The sequence below is a fragment of the Paraglaciecola sp. 2405UD69-4 genome, assembly GCF_047525415.1.
GTDB lineage: Bacteria > Pseudomonadota > Gammaproteobacteria > Enterobacterales > Alteromonadaceae > Paraglaciecola.
The window spans coordinates 704,088-726,942 of the sequence record NZ_JBLIXM010000001.1 but is presented as its reverse complement, the minus strand read 5'-3'; the positions used below and the strand labels follow the sequence as shown (position 1 = coordinate 726,942).

Genomic DNA, 22,855 nt, shown 5'->3' with positions numbered 1-22,855 from the left:
CTCCTCTTGCACGGACATGAATTACTGATAGCATGCAGTTTTTGCTGTTTAACCTAATCTAATTGGATTTTCTTATGTCTCGTGTTTTGATCATTGGTGCCGGTGGTGTGGCCGCTGTTACCATTAAAAAATGTGCTCGTTTACCTGAATTTTTTGACGAAATTTACCTCGCCAGTCGTACGGTATCAAAATGTGAAGCACTGCAAAAAGAAGTAGGTGTTGACCGAGTAAAAGGTGTATTTGCAGTAGATGCTGATCACGCCAGCGAAGTCGTCGCTGTCATCAATCAAGTTAAACCTGATCTCGTTATCAACCTTGCTTTACCTTATCAAGATTTGGCTATTATGGATGCGTGTTTAGAAACAGGCGTGCATTACCTAGATACGGCAAACTATGAGCCAAAAGACGTGGCCAAATTTGAGTACTCTTGGCAGTGGGCCTATCAGGATAAATTCGAAAAAGCAGGTCTAATGGCCCTATTAGGTAGTGGTTTTGATCCTGGCGTTACCAACGTGTACACAGCTTATGCCGCTAAACACTACTTCGACGAAATTCATTACCTAGACATAGTAGATTGTAATGGTGGTGACCACGGTCAAGCTTTTGCAACTAACTTTAATCCTGAAATTAATATACGTGAAATCACCCAACGTGGGCGCTTCTTTGAAAATGGCGAATGGAAAGAAACCGAGCCATTAAGTGTACGTGAAGACCTTGATTATCAAAATATAGGAGTACGTGCATCCTACTTAATGTATCACGAAGAACTAGAGTCTATCGTTAAGCACTTCCCTACTATCAAACGTGCTCGTTTTTGGATGACCTTTGGTGATGCCTACCTTACCCACTTAAAAGTATTGGAAGGTATTGGCATGACTAGTATTGAACCCATTAATTTCCAAGGGCAACAAATTGTGCCCTTAGAGTTTTTAAAGGCCGTTTTGCCTGATCCTGGCTCATTAGCTGATGGTTACACGGGAAAAACCTGCATAGGTACTTATATTACTGGCGTTAAAGACGGTAAAGAAAAAACCATCTTTATCTACAACAACTGCGATCATGCAATGTGTCATGAAGAAGTGGGTGCCCAAGCGGTATCTTACACCACAGGTGTACCAGCAATGATAGGTGCCAGCTTAATGTTAAACGGTACCTGGAAAAAACCAGGGGTTTGGAACATGGAACAATTTGATCCAGACCCATTCATGGAAATGTTAAACATTCACGGCTTGCCTTGGCATGTTTTAGAATGCGATGAGAGTCCATTTTCTAAATAGCTAATAGCCTTTAAAGTAAGCTAGCTGATATGTTCATCCTTAGGGTATCTGCTTCCAAAGTCGGTACCCTAGTTATTTTTCTCAACTCAAAGAAAGCCATATTTATATGCAAGACTCCATGTTAAACCCAGATATCCCCTCTCCGTGTTATGTATGCGAAGAGGCAAAACTCGAAAGCAATTTACAGCTAATGCAATATGTTCAACAGCAATCTGGCGTTGAAATAATATTGGCTTTAAAAGGGTTTTCAATGTGGTCTACCTTTGATTTAGTTAAAAAATATTTACAAGGCTCCACTGCAAGTGGTGTTTGGGAAGCCAAACTAGGCAAAGAGAAAATAGGCAAGCAAGTGCATGTTTATTCTCCTGCTTTTAAGCCAGCAGATATAAACGAATTAGTAAACTTGGCAGACCATATTTCATTCAATAGTTTGGGACAGTGGCAAAGATATAAGCAAAAAGTACTTGAAGGAGGTTTGTCTGCAGGTCTCAGGGTTAACCCTGAGCATCAAGAGGCAGAAACAGAGCTCTATGATCCAAGTGCGCCCGGCTCGCGGTTAGGCATAAAAGCGAGTGACTTAGCAGACGCAGATTTGTCTGGGATTTCAGGGTTTCATATTCACAACTTATGTGAGTCTGACTCCTTTGCTACAGAGCGCACCATTCAAGCCATTGAGAAAAAATTCGGACAATGGCTACCGTCACTTAAGTGGATTAACTTTGGTGGCGGCCACCTAATGACCAAGCAAGGCTATGATGTAGAGCATCTAATTAAAGTATTAAAGACCTTTAAGGAAAACTATCCTCATTTAACGGTAACCCTAGAGCCGGGCTCTGCGGTTGCTTGGCAAACTGGTACCTTAGTGACTGAAGTTGTTGATATTGTTGAAAACCAAGACAAGATTGCCATTTTGGATATTTCGGCGACAGCTCATATGCCAGATGTACTAGAAATGCCCTATCGCCCAGAAGTAAGAGGAGCTGGTATCTCTGGAGAAAAAGCCTATACCTATCGTTTTGGTGGCAACTCATGCTTAGCAGGTGACGCCATTGATCGTTATAGTTTTGACCATGAATTACAAATAGGCGAGCGTATAATCTTTGAAGATATGATCCATTATACTATGGTTAAAACCACCTTTTTTAATGGTGTTGAGCACCCTTCTATTGGCTTACTCCGCAAGGACAGAAGCTTTGAGTTAGTGCGTACATTTAACTACGATGACTTTAAAAATAAGCTCTCATAAAAAGTACCTATTACCAGAGAAGTGAATGGAAAAGCTTAGTTATGGTTATCTATCCATTCACTCATAACAACGTGGGTTTTTATTTTAGTTACATCCTCTTCGACGTCTAAAAACTCACGGATTTCATGGATACGCCGCATACTTGCTGCTTTTACAAATACTAATAAATCCATATCTCCGGTGATCCCGTGGCATGTCACTACCTCAGGTATTGTTTTAAACAAATGAATGACATCTGAACAACGGGCGCGGCGGTGTTGAATTTCAAAATATACAGTCACCCCTTCTTTTTGGGATTCGCTCAGCAACACTTGGTAGCCGCGTATTATGCCACTTTTTTCCATTTTCTTAATACGCTCGGATACACTGGAACGAGACAAACTCACCGCTTCTGCAATATGAGAAATACTTGCTCTAGCATTGCTGCGAAGCTCTGCGATAATCCCCTTATCAAATTTGTCCATATCTCTTCCTTCATATCATCATCAAAATTAAAAAATCCGTCATTATGTCGGTTTAAAAGACATTTTGATGTTACATAATGACAAAATGAATATGTAAATCATTGTAATATAAAGCTCTATTAATCAAGGTATTACAGCCGATGGCAAATCACAATAATAAAATTGGACTATGGCAGGGAGCAGCACTACTTGCCACCACTTTGCTTGGTACTAGCGTGTTTATATTGCCACAAATGACAATAAACATAGCCGCGTCCAATGCCTTATATACGTGGCTAGGCTTAACATTGGCTATCATTCCTGTGGCCTTGGTTTTTGGAAAATTGGCTGGAAAATACCCCCATGCCTCTGGTCCAGCATTCTTTGTACAACAAGCATTTGGCGTGGTAGCAGGCCGAACAATAGGCATAATATTTTTACTGGTTGTTCCATTAGGGGCTCCAGCGGCCATTATTATGACGTTTCAGTTTGTGGACTCCTTAATATCTATGCCTCCAGTGTTGCAATGGTTCACTCAAATTAGCGTACTTGTTTTACTCTTTGTTCTAAATTTCAGAGGTATTCAAATATCTGCGAAATTACAACTCGGCTTAACATTAATAATAGTGGCAATTGTGGCTGTATTATTGGGGTTATCGGAGACAAGCAGCACGCTAACTTCGACCTCTCCAGTCGTAAACAGTGATATCAAGCTAGATTTAATCTTAGTGGCGGCAGGACTGGCTTTTTGGAGTTTTCTGGGGATTGAAGCCATGGCACATTTAGCAAACGACTTTGAAAATCCAGAAAAAGACCTACTTCCGGCGCTCATCATTGGCTGCACAATAGTAGGTTTAATTTATCTAATCTGTACCTACTTACAAATACACAACCCAAATACTGAAAAACTAGCAATTGTAGGCGTATTCAATCAATTACTAGGTGGATATGGCGCTCCCATAATAGGTGTATTAGGTATTGCAGGTGGTATTGCAACGGTCAACGTATACACTGCTAGCCTCGCCAGATTGGCATGGAGTTTTAGCAACGACGGAGTATTGCCCTGTTATTTTAAAGCCCTTAACCAATATGGTGTGCCAGTACGCGCCTTAAATACTTTATTGGTGATAATGGCAATCGTCATTACTGTGACGTTTTTAACTGACAAACATTTAGAAGACTTGATTACTTGGGTAAACGGTGTCTTTGTTATTATCTATTTAGCATCCATGTTGGCCGCAGTAAAACTACTAAGTCGCAATCAAACCCCTTTTATAATGGCGGGTTGTGCTTTTTGTGTAGCACTCATGTGGGGGCTAGGCTGGCAAATGAGTTACGCATTGATACTCATCCTGATAACCGCACCTTTGCTGCACTGGCAACATAAAAGTGCTATCAAAAGAGCTTCGCCAGTAGTCGCGACTAGCAAATGACAAAATACCATGACTTACACAATCAGTAAGAAAATCAAAACCTGATAGTTTATGAGTTTATTGATGGCAGGCCAAAAAGTCCTACCATCAATAAATAAGGAGTGGCAAACAATTATAACGCTGAGAATTCAGCTAAATCTTCCGCTAAACTGATTTTAGGCCTTTCAATCACACGTCCTATTTCTTTACCACTGTCTAATAAAATAATGGTAGGGGTGTATTTCAGCGCAAACTCACTGTGCCTGTTACCCGGCTCTTGTTTACTACGGTCAACTGCAACTAACTGCAAGTTGTCCAGTGTGACACTGGAGCTATCCAACAGTTTTAATAACCTAGGGACTTCTCTCTCACTGTCGTGACACCATGTCCCAAATAAGACTACTATAGACTTGCCTTCAAGGGATTTCATCGCTTTAAGATCACTATTACTTGGCTCAAATTCATTATATGAGGCTTGAAACTCTGGGTAATCAGCAAGCAATTTTGTAGCAGAAATAGCGCCTATATGGTCCCCCGGAGCTTCATTGACTGCACTGCATCCCATTGACACCATTAGAACTAGTGACATTAAAAAAATCTTCATGAATAAATCCTTATTGTTAGTATGACCACAAGGCTACCTAACTTTAGCTTTTTTAAAAAGGCTTCCCCCAAAATGAAAGCCACTTCATTTAAGTAAATGCCTTCACGACAAGCTAGTTGTTATATAAATCTTCCATATAACTACCCATCTCTAAAATATACTGCTGCGCTTCATTCAGTTCGTTTTGTTCAATTCTTTCTTCTATCAAAACGGCAAAATCACTGATTTTCTGAAAACCATAGCTCCCCGCTGAACCTTTAATTTTATGCATGAGCGCCTTTACCGCATTCCAATCCTGCGCTGCTACAGCTTGGTTAATATCAGCTGACTTTTGTTTAAAGCTCATTCGATATTTATCTACCAATTTCTCAAATTCAGTTAATGTTGCTGCTGGCTCTTTAGCTTGCTCTACTGGCTGCTTACTACCCAAGTATTTATCAAGTAAGTCGTAAAATTTACGGGTATCAATTGGTTTTGCGAAATGCTCAACAGCGCCAGCATTAAACACTTGCTGCTTACTACCACTATCAACATTTGCGGTTAGCATAATCACTGGACTTTTAACCCCTCGTTTTTTCAACAAAGTAGTTGTTTGCAAGCCATCAAGAACCGGCATCTGCATGTCCATTAATATAAGATCAAAATCTTGCTCTTGAGCAAATTTCAATGCTTGCTCACCATCTTCAGCTAAAACTAATTCAAGTCCAGTTTTAGAAAGTAAATATGACACTAAATCTCTGTTATCTTGGTTATCATCAACCGCCAAGACACAGCCACTTAACTTAGGAATGGTCAGTTCATTTTTTACCTCAGCATGACGTAACACCTCAACTTGCTCATCAGACATCAACATAGACTTATCATCTGACTCAATCCAAGGTAGGTACACAGCAAACTGGCTACCATGACCTTCTTGGCTAGTAACCTTAATATGGCCACCAAGCAATTCAATTAGCTGTTTACTGATATAAAGCCCTAGCCCTGTTCCACCATATTTTCTATTTATGGCTTGGTTGCCTTGAGAAAATGCAGTAAACAAACGTAACTGCTGTTCATCACTCATTCCTGGACCTGTATCTGACACAACAAATATCAACCTCCGGCGATAACTGTCTAAATGAATTTGCACATCCACCTGTCCTTCTTGGGTAAACTTGATAGCGTTATTGCATATGTTCAACAATATTTGTTTTAACCTAGTGCCATCTGTAATGAATTTCTCAGGTAATGGAAAATTAAGCTTTAAATCGAATTTTAAGTGTTTTTCTAAGGCAAAACCTTCTATGTGTGATGCCACCTCATCAAGCATGTTCACTAAACTAGTTTCTGTTTTATTGAGTTGAATTTTACCTGCCTCAATTTTAGATAGATCAAGTACATCATTCACAATATTCAGTAAATACTGACCACCATTATGCACCGCTTGTACTGCTTTATTTTTCTCTTCAGCACTGGCTGATGGGTCATTAAGGATCGCGGAATAACCTACAACAGAATTAAGTGGGGTGCGGATTTCATGGCTGACATTTGCCAAAAACAGACTTTTTGCTTCGGTGGCAGAAGCCGCTAAATTTTGTTCTTTTTGGGCAAGTTCGACCTGGTATTTAATTAAATGAGTTTGCCTAATCTCTTCAGCTTGGTCTTTAATTTTTCGCTCTCGTTCCATCACCGCACTTTGCATATTCGAAAATTCTTTGGCTAACTCACCAAGTTCACTTTTTTCAGAAATATTGATTTTTTCAGTGTAGTTTCCTGCAGCGACCAACTGAGCCACCTCCAATAAACGGCTAACAGGGCGTGTAATACTTCGTGCAATAAAAAATGAACCCAATAAAGCCAGTAAGATCCCTACAATAAAAAACGGTAGCAGCTCTAACATAAACGCATTTCGGGTTTGCAACCATGCACTTATAGAGTCTTGCAATACCACTACAAAGTGCCGCTCTTGATCCTTAAAAATACTAAAAGGCAAAACGACAACATCATCAGCTTCCATTACGTACATGCTTGATTCAGACTTTTGAGCTACAAAATTTGCTGCTACTTGCGCCAATTCGTTTTGAATTTCAGGACTATTTTCAAGGGAAGATAACAAGATAGAACTAGCTTGGTGTTGGGTTACTAAGATATTGATATCGAGTGATATTAAGCTTTTAGTGCGAGATAAGAACTCATGATTAAGTCTTTTCCCCATTAACAACCAGCCAATGGTCGCAGGAGCTTTAATTGGATCTGCCGACATCATGAAAGGCTGCTCACCCACCATAGCGATCCAAGGCATGCTCTGCTGCTGCTTATCGAAATTTTGAGCAAATGAACGATCAACTATTACGTCTTCGTTACCATACTGAGCGATAAGCTTAAATTCTCTATCCAGAACTAAGGCAATATCAGCCTCAATACGTTTGCCATGATTAAACAATACACTTCTAATGGACTGAGGATCTTCTCCTTGTCCTATTGCACTTCGCAGTGCCCAGTCTTTAGCTATGGTTTCAACACTTGAGTCGAGGTGTTGCTTAGCGATCGTCACTTCATTTTTAAAAACATTCTCACCCACCTTTAAACGGGCAATAAACTCTCGTTCTGCTTGATTATAAGCCGCTTGATAAATACTCAAAAGGGTTAAGGCAAATACTAGAATAAATAAACTCGCAACGAGTAAAAAAACCTTCTTTTGCAAAGGGGTCCAAATCAATTTCGTACCTTTTTGTAAATGTGTTTTCACAATCTCATCCAAAGCATGTTTAGCATAAAATCCATGGGGTAAAGGTCAACTCTTATTCATGAGCCTATACAGACAAACAAACCTAAAGCTAAATTTAAAAAGACGGACATTAATACCTTTAAATGACGCTTAAATTTCAAACTACCCAGAATAGCAATTTAGTAACCTTAAATTATCACGTTTTTGTCATTTTTTTAGAGAGCTGCAATTGCACCACCAAGCAATATCGATTAACCTTTGTTCAGAAAGTGCAAATTTCAACCAATTCAATGTATTAAAATAATAAAAGTGGTAGAGATGGACCAAAAACTAAGCCAATCCGAATCGATTATTTTACGAATATCGAGAGGTGACAAGGACGCTGAGCAAGAACTTGTCGCTACCTACTACCGCGGGTTGATGTTTATTCTAAATAGGCAAACCCAAAACCAAAGCCTATCAGAAGATCTAGCCCAAGATACCTTTATGATAGTGATTCAAAAAGCAAGGAATGATAGCATTACCAACCCAGCCGCTCTTGCAGCGTTTATTAGGCAAACCGGCATTAACCTGCTAATCGGCCATAAACGCAAAGAGTCTCGTCGCGATACCCATAGCGTAGATAATGTCGAAATACATGCGCCTACTGACAATATGGAAATCAGCCAAGCCCTACACTCAAATAAGCTACTCGAAATAACCACACAGTTACTCAATGAACTAAAAAGCCCAAGAGACAAGGAAATTCTTCAAAATTACTTTGTTTACGAGCAAAACAAACAACAAATCTGTGAAGACTTAGCCCTAACTAAAGAACACTTTGACAGAGTATTGTTTAGAGCTAGGCAAAGGCTTAAGCAGTTAATTCAACATAAACTTGGAAGTGAAGATAAATCGTCAAAAATTACCGCAACCTATCTAAGCCTAGGTATTTTTGTCGCTGCTTTCAATCTACAAAGCTCTGAATTAAAAAGGGAATATTTATTCGCAATACAAGTGAGAGATAAGCAGCATCAAGAGCACTTACCTATTACAACGCCAAAAATGAATAGTCGATATATACCCCAACTGACCAGTTTGGGTATGCCGTTAACGTCTAAGTCGAGGTGTGCATGAACACAACAAAAAAAATGGATGATGATTACATCAACCAGAACGATACCGTGCAAAGATATCTACACAACAAACTCACCCCAGAAGAAACGGTAGAGTTTGAAGAATACATAATGGATAAGCCACACTTATTGGAGCAATTGGAATTGGATAGTGTGATGGTAGAGACAATGCCAAAAGTTGAGCTAGGCAAATCAAAGCCTTCATTTTGGCAAGGAATTTTTGGTACACCTCTAAAAGCCAGTTTAGGAACTGGGTTAGCATGCGCATTAGCAGCTGTTCTATTACTGCCAGCCATACAGCCTCCCTCTTCACCTGCCATAGGAAATCTTGAATTATTTTACCTTTCAGACGTGAGAAGCGATGACTATGAACAAAAGTTTAAAGTAGCACCAAGCGCGGATACTTTAATCTTTGTACTAGAAGCCGAATTTGAACAGGTCACCCCATTCAATGTTTCATTAACAAGTGAAAGTACAGACCAAACTATTTTTGCAGAGCTAACTTATTTACCCAGTGAAGTAGGCGAAATTTACGTACCTATCTCTGTACAAGACATGCCAAATGGTAAGTATGAATTTGAATACTACCCTGCTAATGATAAATCTAAAGTGCAGTCTTCAAGACTCACCATAGATGATTAGGTAAATAAAAGATGAACATCAAGGGAATGAGTTCAACACTACTACTATTTAGCTTGATACTCTGCTGTTCATCGGTGATTGCTAAAACAGTCGACATTCAAAATAGTGTGCAAATCTTTGAAGGTATTTTAGGAGATAAAGACCAATACCATTTTGAAGTAGCTCCCACTCAAGCAATTTCAATATCTATCGAACAAATCAACGCCGATGTAAAAGTCGCACTAGCCGAAGTTGTCGATGGCAAAGAATTAGAGATATACCAACTAAGCACCCCTACGGACACGTGGCTAAACGAGCTGCTATATATCACCGCAGATGATTGTAGCCAATGTATAGTTAAAGTGCTCCCCCGTGAAACAATCGATCAATCGGGTAAATACCAACTAACTTTTGAAAAACGAGAATCTATAGACCCTACTGAAAAAGCCATTATGGAACTGGCCGCAAAGGCTGGGATTGCTTGGTTACATGCCCTTAATGACTACAAAAATTTTGATAAACATGTCAAAGACTCACTTATTCATTATGAAAGAGCTTTCAAATTAAGTGAGTTTCATAATAATACGAGATTAGTTGGTAGGTATAAGTATCTGGCCTCTCAATCTGCCCACTATGACTCTAATCATATTCTTCAAAATGAATATCTTAATGAACTCAAGAATATACTAGAAGAGCTAAGCCCTGCACTAGTGATAAGAGTTAAATTGCAATTGGGATTATATGAAATTGGTAATATTAGCTATCAAGATATAAAGCCAAAACTAATTTCATTACAACCCACTATACATAAACAGAAAGAAAAATTACTACAAGCTTACCTATCGCTGCAACTAGGAAAACTAGCAGAAGAGCAAGGTAAATATTTAGAAAGCATAGATTATATGGAAACTAGCCTAGCTCAATTTACTGAATACGGAGATTGGCGTAATACCATATTGTTGATGACAGAGTTAGGTTGGTTATACATTAACCAAGGTAAGCATGAGCTCGCTTTAAACCAGTTTTTTCAAGCATTAACTTTATCTAAAAAGCTAGACCATAAAAAGCTAATCACTGAACTCAATACCCATATTGCTTATTCCTATAGAATTAGTGGGGAGATCAACCTAGCGAATCATTTTATTAATACCGCTTTACTTACTAGTAAAAATTACCCGTATACAGTTATTGATGGTAGGGCAAATCAAGAAAAAGCCAGAATACATTTGCTTATGGGGCAAATGGAATTAGCCACCGACTTTTTTGAAGAAGCACTTAAAAGCTACAAGCGAGTTGATGCTAAAAATGACATGATAAATATTGAGTATTTCTTAAGTATTATCCATAGCCAACTAGAGAATTATACGCAGGCGTTAACCTACGCTCAAAACGTACTTGAACATGATCTATTAACAGAAAATAATTATGATATTGGCACCGCTTATAACAGATTAGCTAGCATTCAGCTTGGTTTAGGTGAATATCAAGAAGCACTAAAAACTCAGGAGTTGGCATTAGAATACCTGCATAAAATAGAGAGCCCTATCACCTTAAACCAAGCTTTTAGTCAGGCGGCTGAGATTCATTTTTTAAATCAAAATAATACTAAATCGGAGGAGTATTTCAAAAAAAGTCGTAGCTACTTACAAGAAAACAACAATCTGTTTGGAAAGTTAGATACTGACTATCGATATATAAAAACTCTATATAGTCGCGGCAATATAACATTGGCTTTAGAGTCACTGCAGAGGTTAACCGCTGAGATTTTGCAACACCAACATTCTATTTCAAGAGGGGATTTAAAAAGGAGCTACTTAGGGCTCCAACAAAAAATCGCCAGCTTATACATAGATACACTGTTAGCATCGGGGAGTAATCCCCAGTCAACCTTAAAAACAGCAGAGTTATTTCGAGCGCAAATCATAGGTGCCTCTCAAACTCCTGATAATCTTATAACTGCTCACTCACAAGAATTAAAGAAAAAGCGCCAAACACTTAATCTTCAACTACAAACTAAAGTAGTTGACTATGCAAAGTTAACAAAGGCTTCAGACAGGTTAGCTTTAGCTAAACAGACACGATTACTGGCCAATCAAATTCAAGAGTTGGAAGCCTCGACTACTCAAATAAATGTTGAACAAACAGAACCAAATACCCCTCCAAAACCAAAGGAACTTAACCTCAACGCGATTCAGCAAAGCTTATCTTCAGAAGAGCTAATTTTTTACTTTGACTTGGCCGCCACCCAAAGTCATTTATGGGCAATATCAAACTCAAATATTGCCCATTATTTATTACCAAAAGAAAAAGAAGTAAATGAGGCCATACTTGAGTTAATTCCAAAAATATCTGACTTAGCACAGGCTAAATTAAAACGCGCAACAGCCAAGTCCGAGGTTACACGCCTATCTTCTATCTTATTCAAATCGTTAGATATTGATTGGCTCAGATTTAAACAAATTACCATTATCCCCGATGGTTTGCTCCACGACATTCCATTCTCACTACTCAAAGTAGGGCCACAAAAACAGTCATTGGTAGCGCTTGCGGCCATTTCTTACCTTCCCTCTTTAAAAGAATACGTACGCCTTATTGAGTCCAAAACACACATATCAACTAGTGATAATTTGTTATTGGTTGCTAACCCAGTAATGGAGAGTGAATCAAAATTCAGCTCTTTAGAAATAGCTTTAACGAGGGGTGGGTTTGACGCTAGCGCCCTGCCTTATTCACAACAAGAAGCAGAGGTCATTGAGCAGATATTTGCTAACAACAGCACAACACTATTCAGTCATAAAGCATCAAAACAGCAGCTACTTACCCAGCCCCTTAGCGAATATCAGGTTCTACATTTTGCTACACATGGTATTAGCTACTCCCATACTCCTTCGTTGGCGGGGTTGGTGCTATCAAACACTGATTCAAGCGACAACCTATTACTAGCACCAGAAATACGACAACTTTCTATTCCGGCTAATTTAGTAGTGTTAAGCGGTTGTAAAACAGCCTCAGGAAAATTGATAAAAGGCACAGGTAATATGGGGCTGAGCAGAGCCTTTTTTGAAGCTGGGGCCAAAGGTGTAGTGGCAAGTTTATGGTCGGTACAAGACAAAGCCACAGCAGAATTAATGAAACGGTTTTATATGTATATGGTAAACAACAATCTCTCCATATCTAGCGCACTACAAAAAGCAAAACTGGATATTAAAAATTTCCGTAAAAAAAATGGCCACCAGCCTTGGAAGCATCCCTTCTACTGGGCAGGATTTGTACATCAAGGGACAATTTAATTTGTGTAGTAAAACTAACGAGGAATTAAAAATGAAGAACTTACTTGCAACATCCATCTCATTAATTTTCATACTGACAGGATGTCAGTCGCCAGAAGAACATAGCCATGCTAAATCAATTCAAGTACCAACAACTGCTTGTGATCTTGCTTGTAGACAAAAAAGAATAGAACGTATTAGAGCTGATCATCAAGACGGGCCAGGAACCGATACGAAAAATAGACACTTTGTTATTACCAGTACCCCGAACGGTTCCAAATGGAGAGGCTTCAAACTTAAAATAATTCCTACTAATAACGCTTCAGAAATTAGCATCAAACTAGACGGTAAAGATGCACCAATTTTGTTCAAAAATCGCTCAAGAGAATCTACTATAAATGAAATACCTGGGGGTATACAGGTTGAATACCCGTTTTATTATCAAGTAGCAAACAGTGAGGAGACAACTGATGATGCTCATGAAAAATGCGAGCATATTATGAATATTGCTATCTTCGACTCCCCTTTTAATGATGGAAAGCACAGTAGAGCATTTTTCTTTGAAATCCATCATTTTGATGAGTTAAATGCGGTATGCCACACTATCGACGAAGACAATGTAACTAACAAAAATCATCATGCCGGATCAAGCAGTGGAGGCGGCAGAAACTAGAAACTATCAAAGGCTTTCGATATGCTTACTATCACTCTTGTACTTTGCGATCCCTTAGACCTTGTCATATACATTAGATAATTAATTACTCACTTTCATTACTAAAATATCCTTCCTTGGTAATGAAAGTGAGAACCTGAAAGCCACAAAAACTCCCCATTGCTTTCAGTCTTTGTAATCACTATTATCTAAGACAAGTCTTTAGTAGTATTCATGGTGCAAAACTCTACTGGCATTTGGAACAAATTTACATGACAACAAATTTGAGCGATTCAGACTATACCCGCTCGGTACAGTCTCTCATAAATCAAATTCAACAAAATTCTACCCGTAAAGATTCTTTTTTCGAACTTGCCCAAATTTACTATACATCATGCCAAGCAGATGCAGGCACGCTCAGAACCTGTCAAGCTAACTTAAAAGGAGCGGAGGAGTATTTAGAAACAGTCTCCGAAAGCAAGCGTGAATATGCTCAGAAACAAGTAAAAAAATTCGCCAGAGAATTAAAAGATGAAGAGCAAAAACAAACCAATGATCGCCAGTTAAGATATAAATGTTTAGCTAACATTTGCGTCAATGTATTGCGCCTCACGGAAGGTAAAAACCTACAACAAACTAACCTTAAAAGCTCCAAATTATTGGCTACGCTATTTATGTTATCAAGCACAGAGTCCAGTAACCGGCAACAAATGCACCACCTTTACAAGCCCTTATACAAAGCCGTCTTGTCCCTAAGATTGCTTGATAAGATGTTACTAGAAGGCAAGTTAAATAATACCTATATCACCAGTAGATTTGACTCTAACACTCGATTTTCACAAAAAGCGGGGAGTTATAGCCAATTTCAACTAGACGTGGCTATTCCCGTTATTATTGCAGCATTACTTCAAGATATAGGTATGCAACACCCAGAGGCTCAACGGCTTTTAAAGGGTGCCGATAGTTCACAGGATGAATTTAGGGTATTAGAAAAAGAAACGCGAACTATATTATTGATTATAAATCATGAGCAAACCCAAGATTTTTTAACCAATGGTATAGGGATTTCTAAATACGAAGGAGACGACCCCGAGAAAAAACAACGTTTCGAGAAGAAACAATTAAACCGCATGAAGTTCGTGTCTGGCTTATTACTTGATGCAGTTAAACCTTCTGAAAATAGCATCGGTAATATCATTAAAATACCCCAGATTTATTCATCATTCGTGCTATCAACTAAACCAACTTACCGCTTTTTAGATTTACCCAATGTAGTAACTGTACTTAACAATTCTGCCAAACATGCCTTTATATGTAGCCAAGCGAATGAGTGTTTCATTCAATTAGTTGGATACTTTCCTTTGGGCTTGGGGGTGCTTTACGTCCAGCCCCATGATATTGGTGAAAAGCTAAACAACTACTTTTACGGAATAGTGACACGCTTAAGTCCAGAGCACCCCAAGACCCCAACCTGTAGACGCATATCAATCAGTAAAGATATTTCAGATAACCCAAAAGACTTTACCCTACTCGAAAGCAATAACTTGTTTTTTGATACACCAAAGCATTGTTTAGACGAAATGAGCCCTGAAGATTTAGTGACACTACGCAATACTCACATGCGCCAGCTAAATGAAACTAAATTGCCCGAAATTAACGAAGGGTTTTGGAATCCACACCATTACTTTAGTATTTCTAAACACCAGATACTTTGGGATTAAGAAAGGTAAGTATAAAAGGGAAAATTGGAGTTGGCCATAAGCCGGGTTTTGTCGTGGGTAATCATTCATCTAGGCCAGCAATCACTCACTGGCTCAAGCAACACACCCGATCTCAACGCGGGCCACGCCATAAGAGATCCTATTTGGTCTTGCTCCGGGTGGAGTTTACCTTGCCATACACTGTTACCAGTGATGCGGTGCGCTCTTACCGCACCCTTTCACCCTTACCTATTTATTACACGTAACAAATAGGCGGTCTTCTCTCTGCTGCACTTGTCGTCGGCTTACACCGCCCAGGCGTTACCTGGCACCCTGCCCTTTGGAGCCCGGACTTTCCTCCCTTTAGAAATTCACGAATGAAAACTAAACGGCGATTACCAGGCCAACTCCGCGGCGGATTCTACAGCCTCTAAAGGAGCGAGTAAACGAGTTATTCTGATTACTTGGGCTCATTAGGCACATTTACGCCTTCAGCTTGCAGCCACTGTAACGCGTCCTTAGTCTCAGTAAATACTCGTCTTACAAAAGCAATATCATTATCAAAATACAATGTTCTATCTTTATATTTATCAAATAGGTGTAGTTTAATAAAGCCTTTGCTATTTACTATGGCTTCTCTTGTTAAGCCATTAGCAACAGCCTGTTTCACTGTTTCTACTATGGTGGCCTCACACTCTGGTGTAAATAGTTCCCAGTCACTCATGTCGGTCACCAAGCTCCATGGCTCACCATGTAATGGGGATGATTTTTGGAGGATATCTTGTTTGAACGCTAGCGTGGTTTCGTGATTCCACGCTCCTTTCATTTCTAAAAATACTACTCGTCCATGGCAGGAGAGTGAATAAAATCCATGCTGATCAAACATCCAAATGCAATCCTTACAGTTTAAAACCTAGCCCTAGGTAAACTGTAAGCTAGAATGGTAAAAAGTTAAATGAATAATCCAGTAATGTTTGTGTAACGGCTTGCTCACCAAAGTTAATCAGCTTAATACGATTCAGAAGCTTACCTTCTAAGGTTGCAGATTCTAGCTCGCTAAATACTAATTTAATGTCAGATACACTACCGTTAGGCTCAATGGTAAGGTTAACAGTTAGCTTTCCCTCTAAACTGGGATCCGATCTTAATGCTCTTCGATAAATTGCATAAATGGCGCCTTTATTGGCATCAAGCGTTTTTCGGATTGATTCTATGTCTCGGCTGCCTAGTACTTGATCTGCTACTTCCAACTGCTTAGCTGCTATAGACGCCAGCCCTTCGGTAGGCGCCACATATTCAGTTGTTTTTGTGCCTTTCAATTCGCCCTTAGCACCTATATCTGAGGTCAATTGACTAGTATCAACACCACCACTACCACCAGCTACCTTTTTACCCACAAATTTACGTTGAGTTTGGTCGCTAGCCCCTGCACCTTTAATAGTGTCTGTATCTGCTAGATTATTAAAACTGTTATTGTCTCGTAAACTTGCCAAGTCATCTTGAAAAGCTAACACACCTGATTGTTGCGCTTTTGCCTTAGCTTGCTCTGTTATTTCAGCTTTAGTAGGTGTCTTTACTTTAGTGGGAGTAGGTTTAACAGGCTCTTTTTTAGGCTTAGGCTGCTCTTTTTTGGGCTCAGGAGTTGGCTTTTTAGGTTCAGGCTCAATAGGTTTGGGCTCTGGTTTTGGAATAGGCTTAGGTTTAGGAGGCTCAACTTTTCTAGGGGCCATAATTCGTGTTAATTGCGCAGGTACTTTTTCTTTCTCAGCTCTAGGACGTTCAGGCAACTCTTGCAACTTGATTAAGCCAGCAAATATTAAGGTAATACACAAGACTATGGCGGTGATAACAGTAAAGCGCTTGTTTTCAGCAACACTTGATGACCAAGGTAACTCGGTGACAAAGCTATCAGCAGTCAAAGAGGTGTTTTGATAGTTGGCTGTGGCAACATTCATACTGCATCCTGCTCCGTGCTGGCGTTAACATCAGGTGTGTTTTTTTGCTCCTTTGGCATTTCACCTTCTACTGCCAATGAAATATTGGTAAACCCTACTTGCGCACAGGTCTGCATAATTCGTTTAAGTACAGTATATGGAATACTCTTATCACCCATAACTGTGATAGCTCTGGCAATAACCTCTTCGCCATCAATTTGTTCAGGTGCTGGAGCACTTGAACGTTTGACTTGATATTCTAACTCGGCAACTAGTTCAGGAATAATATCTTGCTCTTGGTTTAAAACATTAGCGACATCAACAAGCTTTCTACCTTGCAATATTAAATCTTGGTTATTTACCATTAAAATTAACGTTTCTTTAGCTGCCTGTTGAGATGTAGATTTAGGTAACTCAACACTTTTATTGTTTTGTAAAACCTGCACATCAGATGCGTTCACCATTAAGAAAAATACCAAGATGGTAAAAATGTCCATTAAAGAGACCAGACTTAGCTTAGACTCTTTAGCCATGCGCTTATGATGGCGTTGCATTCTTAATGCTCTGGCTGACTTTTTCATTATTTGCTCCCTTGTTCTGAGACTAGCGGAGCATCACCTAATGAAATTTCTGGGAACAATTCAGCATCTACCACAGAGGTAATCAATACATCCTCATAGGAACGGGTCGTGTCCATTAGGGCGACTATTACTTCGTAGGGTGTGTTTTCTTCTAACAATAAGGTGGCAGCTTTCTTATCAATATCTTTATTCAATAGGCTTTGTTTGATTTGTTTTAGAACAAACTGAATTGCTTCATAGTCATGACCTTGCTCAGAGCTAGGCACTTCTTTGACCAAATATCCCTGAGGGTAAAAAACAGATACACCTTCGGCTCGCACTACTAGCTCTAAACGCTGATTTTTTTCATCAATATTTTGAGCACTAGCATCACCTAACTCGGGTAAGGTCAGCTCTAATACTGTGATACGAGAAAACACCATCATCATTAATAGCACAGGTACCAGTACTATCATTAAATTCATAAATGAAGTGATATCAAGCTCAGCGTCTTGTTTAGGCTTACGCCCTTTTCGTGCAAATGATGATCTACCGGCCATAACAACGTCCTAGGTTCTAGTTCCAACTATCAGATTTAATTAACTATCGTCTGATGAACGTGAACGACTATTCAAGTCATTACGAGCAATTAAAGCGTTGACACATTTCACACCAGCCATTTCCATGCTGTCGATGATTTCAGTAGTTTTGGTTTGTAAAACAGAGTGAAACACTAAAAGAGGTATAGCTGCAATTAAGCCAAACGCTGTGGTATTCATAGCAACCGAAATACTTTGTGACAGTAAGCTGGCTTTTTCAGAAGGGTCAGCGGTAGCCACTGCTGAAAAGGCGGCGATAAGTCCAATAATTGTGCCTAACAAACCTAACAAAGTGGATATGTTCGCCAAAGTAGCTAAGTATGCAGTTCGTTTTTCTAGGCGCGGGGTAGTTTCCATCAGACCTTCTTCCATTGCGTATTCAATGTCTTCACGTCTTTGGCTATTGTTTAACCTCGCCATTCCTGCTCCAATAATACGGCTGATAGGTGCTTTACTACTGCTAGCAAAATTTAACACACCTGTATAATCATGCTTATTAAGAAGCGGTTCCATTTGTTTAAAGGCTTTTTTATTCACACTTTTTGCAAAGCTAATAAAAATATAGCGTTCAATGGCGATTGCTAACCCTATCGCTAAGACCACTGCAATTGGGAACATAAAGGTGCCCCCTTCCTGAAAAAATCTCACAATAGTTTGGAAAAAATCCATGACTTACTCCTAAAAATCAGTAGGGACACTATATAACAATACTTTCTTCCACAAGGTATGAAACTAGTGTTTTGGGTATGTATTTTTGCTACGTAAAACTTTTAGCTCTCTTAAGAGTTCTCCTCTTTGCAAGGGGGAAAACTGCTTATTTATGCGCTCAACTATATGACTAGGTAACCCTTCTTTTACCGTTGGAGCCTGCCAAGGCACTATGGTTAGCACTTTAGGCTGCTCTTGATTAGCGCGAATTGTTTCTTCAATAGTGACCACTTCTGAGTCCTGAGCAAAAAGTATAGAATTCCATAAACATAATGTAATCAATAAATAAGATTTCTTCATAGCATGCCTCCACTATCTTGCTGGGCTTCTATTTGCCTCTGTAAATCTGCCATCCACCCCTTTACTTGCCGAGAAGGCTTATCTAACAATGCTTGGTATAGGGTGTAATCATCTAGAGCCATGTGTTTTTCTCCCAAATATAGGTCGTATAAAATCCCCCTATTTCTGTATGCTTCTGGAAAAGCAGGCCACACTTCCAAGGCTTTATTGTAATGATGTAGAGCTTGGGAGAACTGTCCTTTTTTACGATAAACCAAGGCTATTAGGATATGGGCATTAAGATTGAGTTCATTCGCCTTAATGGCATTAGTGGCATAGGTTTCGCATTTTTCTAGGCTGCTTGTTTCTGCTTTTGAGCATTCAATTTCAGCTAATGTTAACCACACTCCAGATAACTGAGGTTGAGCTTGTGACAAACGTTTTAATAGCGCTTCAGCTTCTGCCAGTTCTCCTTTAGCTTTATGAGCCACTGCATCAGTAAACTGCTTTTTAATAGAAGGTGAAAGTTGCCCGTTTGATTCAGTAACCCCTTGAGTATACAAATTAGGCTGGGCTTTTAAGCTCAATACTTTTTCTTGAAAAGGCGTTAAGGGCTCAGTAGCTGGAGTATCGATGTTTTCAACATCAGCACTTGATCTAGCCTCCTCAGACACAGGTACACTGGTACAAGCCGTTAACACTCCCGCGATACAAAGGGCCCAAACTAGAGTTGTACAATTAGTAAATTTCATTTGTCACCTCAGAAAGCTCTTCTACCTTGTTATAGCGACCTGGTAGTAAAACCTGCAAGGCCTTAAAGCTTTGCTGTACCCAATCATCGTATACACCATTCCAACTTCTTTTAGCGTTAGTTTCGTGAATTTCTATGGCCTTCTCTTCAAATGGGTATGCTTGCTCTTCAAGCAGTATTTCATATTGCTCAAGCTCTAATGCATTTAGGTTATCAGGGCGACTAGAAGCCATAAGATCTTTTGCAAGTTGGTGATAAATGTCTGCAATGCCAAAATTTGCAATAGTACTAAACTCAGCAATCTTATAAGACAAAGTTTGATTATAAGCTTCTAATGCATCAGTAAGCGCTGCCTTTTTCTTGGTTAAACTATCTTTTAATGGCTGAGTTAATTTTATCGCCTTGTAATTATAGAGTTTGTCTTGGGCAAACACATTTGATGCCATAGCAGCTAGATAACGGGAACGATCACTACGCTGCATATTAGCCTGTTGCTGAGCTTGTCTGTCTGCCAAAATCAACTTGTTCAGCCAGAAACGTCTTTTTGTAGCTTCATTACTTTTCAGATAAAACTCACTCATGATAAAACGCGCTTCGTTCGCCTCTGCAAAAGGCAATGGATAACTATGTGCATAGGTACGATAGGCATTTAACGCCTGAGTCCTATTGTCAATTTTGTAGAAATAACCTGCAGCCACATACAAGGCCTGACGGCCCTCTTCTGACTCTGGATTGCTTTGATGTAACGCCAGTAGCTCTTCGGCGGCTTGCTGCCAATTTTCATTTTGCTGATAGGCTAAAATCAATTGATCTGGAATATTTTTAGTCAACTCATGATTGGGAAAACGCGCTCTAAAGTCCTCTAGCAACCCTATTGCTTGCTGCCATTCCTCAAGCTCTAATAAGTAGCTCGCAGCATCATATTGAGCATTTAAACGAATCGCTGAGTTGGGAGTTTTAGCGATAACCCGTAAAAAATCATTCACAGCTAAGGGCAAGTTATTGCGACTAAGGTTTGCTTCACCTTGCTTATAAATACTAGCGGCAAGTTTGTCTTGGATATCAAACCGCCGTAAATCTTGCAAAGACAGTAATTCTAGTATGGTCTGATACTCTACTTCAGCAGCGGGATACTGTAATAACTCAAAGTGACTGTGGGCCATAACTAGGTGACTAGCCAATAATTTGTCAGCACTGGCAGGCGGTTGCCAACCAAGTAAAAGCTGAGCGTTTGTTATGGCGTTTTCATATCGTTTCAGTAAAAACAGCTGCTGAATATTAGTATGTAGCACATCAAGAGCTCGTAAATCGTCAGGGAATTTCGTCACAAAATTCATTTGACTCGCCAGCTGTCTCTCTAGCCAGTTAGCATCTAACTCTATTTTCAAAGACTCAGCATTGTCCATAAACTCTCTGTACGACAACAAAGCTAAGTAGGCAGCTTCAGAAGCCTTAGGATAAGCTTTGCTAGAAAGATCAACCCCATAGCTTGGCTTATAAGCGTACGCTTCGAATACCTCTAACGCATCTTCATAATACTCGGCGGCAAAATAGCTTTCTCCCAATCTAAATAAAAACTCTGGTGCCAGTTCATCTTGAGGGAAGGTATCTATAAATTGTCTGTACCAAGTTGCAGCCTTTAAATAGGCTGCCACACTTTGTTGCTTTAACTCCTGCACCTTAGCTGCAAGATAGTCACCTTTACTATCACGACTTGCCTTATCTAATAGTTGTGCACGGCTATGTTCAAACTGAGCGAGCTCTCGTAAGTATTGATTTAAATAGGGCGCAACTTGCTCTTGTAAAACCAAAGGCCAGTTTGTCCAATACTCCCCAGCCATGCCATAGCGCATAACAAACTCTTCTTTTGCAGGTAACACCAAGGTAGGAAATTTCCCTAGAATATAAGCATCCACTTGTTTAACGGCAAAAATAGGAGCTTGAAAGTGTAATGCATGACGGTCACTAAAGGCCTTATAGGCTTTTGCGCTATCTCGATAGCGATCATTGTTAAGGTAATGCTGAGCTAAGGCATCATATAAAACGTATTCATAATGTCTTGGGCCAAGCTTTTCAAAGTGAGCCTGTATACTGGCAGCAGGCTCAGTAAATAAGCTATCTTGATAGGAAAACAGTAGACTCATAATACGAATGGTGTCATTCACCAAGCGTTTTTTACCCACAGATAATCTTTCAATCTGAGCTCGGCTGTCTACCTGAGACAGCATAGACTCAGCAATTACCTCATTAGGTAAACTTTGGTCGAGCAAACGACTAAAAGCAGTCAATGCTTCAAGCTGTTGTTCATCTTTAAAGTAACTCCAGCCCAACATATACGCTGCAGTTGCGTAATAGGGATTTTGGTCTCCTTGGGCGATGACCTGCTCATAGTTTTCTATGGCACTAAGATATTTACCTTGATTAAACTGCATCTCTCCCATACGAAAATACACTTCTGCCACATTAGGGGAGTCTGGGAATTGCGTAACAAGCCTTTCTAATGCGCCGTAACATTTTTCGGTTAAGCCTTGCTGTTCATAAGCTTTGGCGAGTTGATACAATACTTCTGCACTATTAGCATGGGTAGGGTTGCTAATTAATAAGCTCTCATATCGCTCTATCGTTCTGCCAAATAACTGTGATTTAGCCTGAGAACCATCGGACTTTGCTGTCTCTGTTGCCGCTCCTTCTTCTAACTGCGCCTCAGCAACGAGTCCTTCTAAATCTGCAAGACGGTATGCTGCTACTTCTCGCGTTTTAGGATCGCCAACTATCTCTAGAAGGGCTTGGTATCTGTCTCGTAAGGTTTTAGTATCCGGCTGTTGTAAAGGAGAATGATCAAGTGGCAAAGGCTCAAAATAAACGTCACTTAAACTTTCAGTAGGCACTTCAGTGCGCTCTTGAGCCTGGTCAGACAAACCGTCGCTAAAAATACTACAGCCACTTAGTACACACAGGCTCATAAACAGGCCATGGGC

19 protein-coding genes and 1 other RNA gene are annotated in these 22,855 nt (G+C 39.7%); 8 read left to right on the top strand and 12 right to left on the bottom strand.

The window, feature by feature from the left end; translation table 11 throughout:
• Positions 1–74 precede the first annotated feature (74 nt).
• Both ACMUMK_RS03260 and nspC read left to right on the top strand, forming a co-directional pair.
• Positions 75–1,277, top strand: coding sequence for a saccharopine dehydrogenase family protein (locus ACMUMK_RS03260; RefSeq protein WP_414699687.1), 1,203 nt, complete (start codon positions 75–77; stop codon positions 1,275–1,277).
• Positions 1,278–1,383: 106 nt separating this feature from the next.
• Positions 1,384–2,523 carry a carboxynorspermidine decarboxylase gene (gene nspC, locus ACMUMK_RS03255; RefSeq protein WP_414699686.1) on the top strand — a complete coding sequence of 380 codons (1,140 nt, stop codon included), beginning with the start codon at positions 1,384–1,386 and terminating at the stop codon, positions 2,521–2,523.
• Between the two features lie 35 nt (positions 2,524–2,558).
• On the opposite strand, the gene ACMUMK_RS03250 is transcribed toward nspC, so the two are convergent.
• On the bottom strand, positions 2,559–2,987 hold the full coding sequence (locus ACMUMK_RS03250) for an Lrp/AsnC family transcriptional regulator (protein ID WP_414699685.1): 429 nt from the start codon (positions 2,985–2,987) through the stop codon (positions 2,559–2,561).
• 140 nt (positions 2,988–3,127) lie between these two features.
• Here ACMUMK_RS03250 and yjeH point away from each other — a divergent pair, with 140 nt between their 5' ends.
• Positions 3,128–4,399: an L-methionine/branched-chain amino acid transporter gene (yjeH, locus tag ACMUMK_RS03245; protein ID WP_414699684.1), complete on the top strand. Its 1,272-nt coding sequence runs from the start codon at positions 3,128–3,130 to the stop codon at positions 4,397–4,399.
• Positions 4,400–4,511: 112 nt separating this feature from the next.
• Here yjeH and ACMUMK_RS03240 read toward each other — a convergent pair whose 3' ends face one another.
• Both ACMUMK_RS03240 and ACMUMK_RS03235 read right to left on the bottom strand, forming a co-directional pair.
• Positions 4,512–4,982, bottom strand: coding sequence for a thioredoxin (locus ACMUMK_RS03240; protein WP_414699683.1), 471 nt, complete (start codon positions 4,980–4,982; stop codon positions 4,512–4,514).
• Between the two features lie 112 nt (positions 4,983–5,094).
• A complete protein-coding gene (locus ACMUMK_RS03235) occupies positions 5,095–7,710 on the bottom strand; it encodes an ATP-binding protein (protein ID WP_414699682.1) in 2,616 nt (871 codons plus the stop codon).
• Positions 7,711–8,007: 297 nt separating this feature from the next.
• Here ACMUMK_RS03235 and ACMUMK_RS03230 point away from each other — a divergent pair, with 297 nt between their 5' ends.
• The 5 genes from ACMUMK_RS03230 (at position 8,008) to ACMUMK_RS03210 (ending at position 15,067) form a co-directional block, all read left to right on the top strand.
• A complete protein-coding gene (locus tag ACMUMK_RS03230) occupies positions 8,008–8,805 on the top strand; it encodes an RNA polymerase sigma factor (RefSeq protein WP_414699681.1) in 798 nt (265 codons plus the stop codon).
• A complete protein-coding gene (locus tag ACMUMK_RS03225) occupies positions 8,802–9,446 on the top strand; it encodes a hypothetical protein (RefSeq protein WP_414699680.1) in 645 nt (214 codons plus the stop codon). Before ACMUMK_RS03230 ends, ACMUMK_RS03225 begins: the two co-directional genes overlap by 4 nt.
• A 26-nt stretch (positions 9,447–9,472) precedes the next feature.
• The gene (locus ACMUMK_RS03220; RefSeq protein ID WP_414699679.1) at positions 9,473–12,715 is read left to right on the top strand and encodes a CHAT domain-containing protein; all 3,243 of its coding nucleotides are present in this window, start codon (positions 9,473–9,475) and stop codon (positions 12,713–12,715) included.
• A gap of 31 nt (positions 12,716–12,746) precedes the next feature.
• A complete protein-coding gene (locus ACMUMK_RS03215) occupies positions 12,747–13,367 on the top strand; it encodes a hypothetical protein (RefSeq protein ID WP_414699678.1) in 621 nt (206 codons plus the stop codon).
• A 251-nt stretch (positions 13,368–13,618) separates the two neighbouring features.
• On the top strand, positions 13,619–15,067 hold the full coding sequence (locus ACMUMK_RS03210; protein ID WP_414699677.1) for a hypothetical protein: 1,449 nt from the start codon (positions 13,619–13,621) through the stop codon (positions 15,065–15,067).
• A gap of 22 nt (positions 15,068–15,089) precedes the next feature.
• On the opposite strand, the gene rnpB is transcribed toward ACMUMK_RS03210, so the two are convergent.
• The 9 genes from rnpB to ACMUMK_RS03165 form a co-directional block, all read right to left on the bottom strand.
• Positions 15,090–15,457: RNase P RNA component class A (rnpB, locus tag ACMUMK_RS03205), an RNA gene on the bottom strand.
• A gap of 49 nt (positions 15,458–15,506) precedes the next feature.
• Entirely contained in the window at positions 15,507–15,932 is a 426-nt protein-coding gene (locus tag ACMUMK_RS03200; protein WP_414699676.1) for a hypothetical protein, read from the bottom strand.
• 49 nt (positions 15,933–15,981) lie between these two features.
• Positions 15,982–17,001, bottom strand: a complete 1,020-nt coding sequence (locus tag ACMUMK_RS03195) for an AgmX/PglI C-terminal domain-containing protein (protein ID WP_414699675.1) — start codon at positions 16,999–17,001, stop codon at positions 15,982–15,984.
• Complete coding sequence (locus ACMUMK_RS03190) at positions 16,998–17,561, bottom strand: ExbD/TolR family protein (RefSeq protein WP_414699674.1); 564 nt, start codon at positions 17,559–17,561, stop codon at positions 16,998–17,000. Before ACMUMK_RS03190 ends, ACMUMK_RS03195 begins: the two co-directional genes overlap by 4 nt.
• Positions 17,561–18,100, bottom strand: coding sequence for an ExbD/TolR family protein (locus tag ACMUMK_RS03185; protein WP_414699673.1), 540 nt, complete (start codon positions 18,098–18,100; stop codon positions 17,561–17,563). The genes ACMUMK_RS03190 and ACMUMK_RS03185 overlap by 1 nt, the downstream gene beginning before the upstream one ends.
• A 39-nt stretch (positions 18,101–18,139) precedes the next feature.
• A complete protein-coding gene (locus tag ACMUMK_RS03180; protein WP_414699672.1) occupies positions 18,140–18,808 on the bottom strand; it encodes a MotA/TolQ/ExbB proton channel family protein in 669 nt (222 codons plus the stop codon).
• Between the two features lie 63 nt (positions 18,809–18,871).
• Entirely contained in the window at positions 18,872–19,147 is a 276-nt protein-coding gene (locus ACMUMK_RS03175) for a hypothetical protein (RefSeq protein WP_414699671.1), read from the bottom strand.
• Positions 19,144–19,878 (bottom strand): tetratricopeptide repeat protein, encoded by a 735-nt coding sequence (locus ACMUMK_RS03170; RefSeq protein WP_414699670.1) that lies wholly within the window; start codon positions 19,876–19,878, stop codon positions 19,144–19,146. Before ACMUMK_RS03170 ends, ACMUMK_RS03175 begins: the two co-directional genes overlap by 4 nt.
• Positions 19,865–22,840, bottom strand: coding sequence for a tetratricopeptide repeat protein (locus tag ACMUMK_RS03165; RefSeq protein WP_414699669.1), 2,976 nt, complete (start codon positions 22,838–22,840; stop codon positions 19,865–19,867). The genes ACMUMK_RS03170 and ACMUMK_RS03165 overlap by 14 nt, the downstream gene beginning before the upstream one ends.
• Positions 22,841–22,855 lie beyond the last annotated feature (15 nt).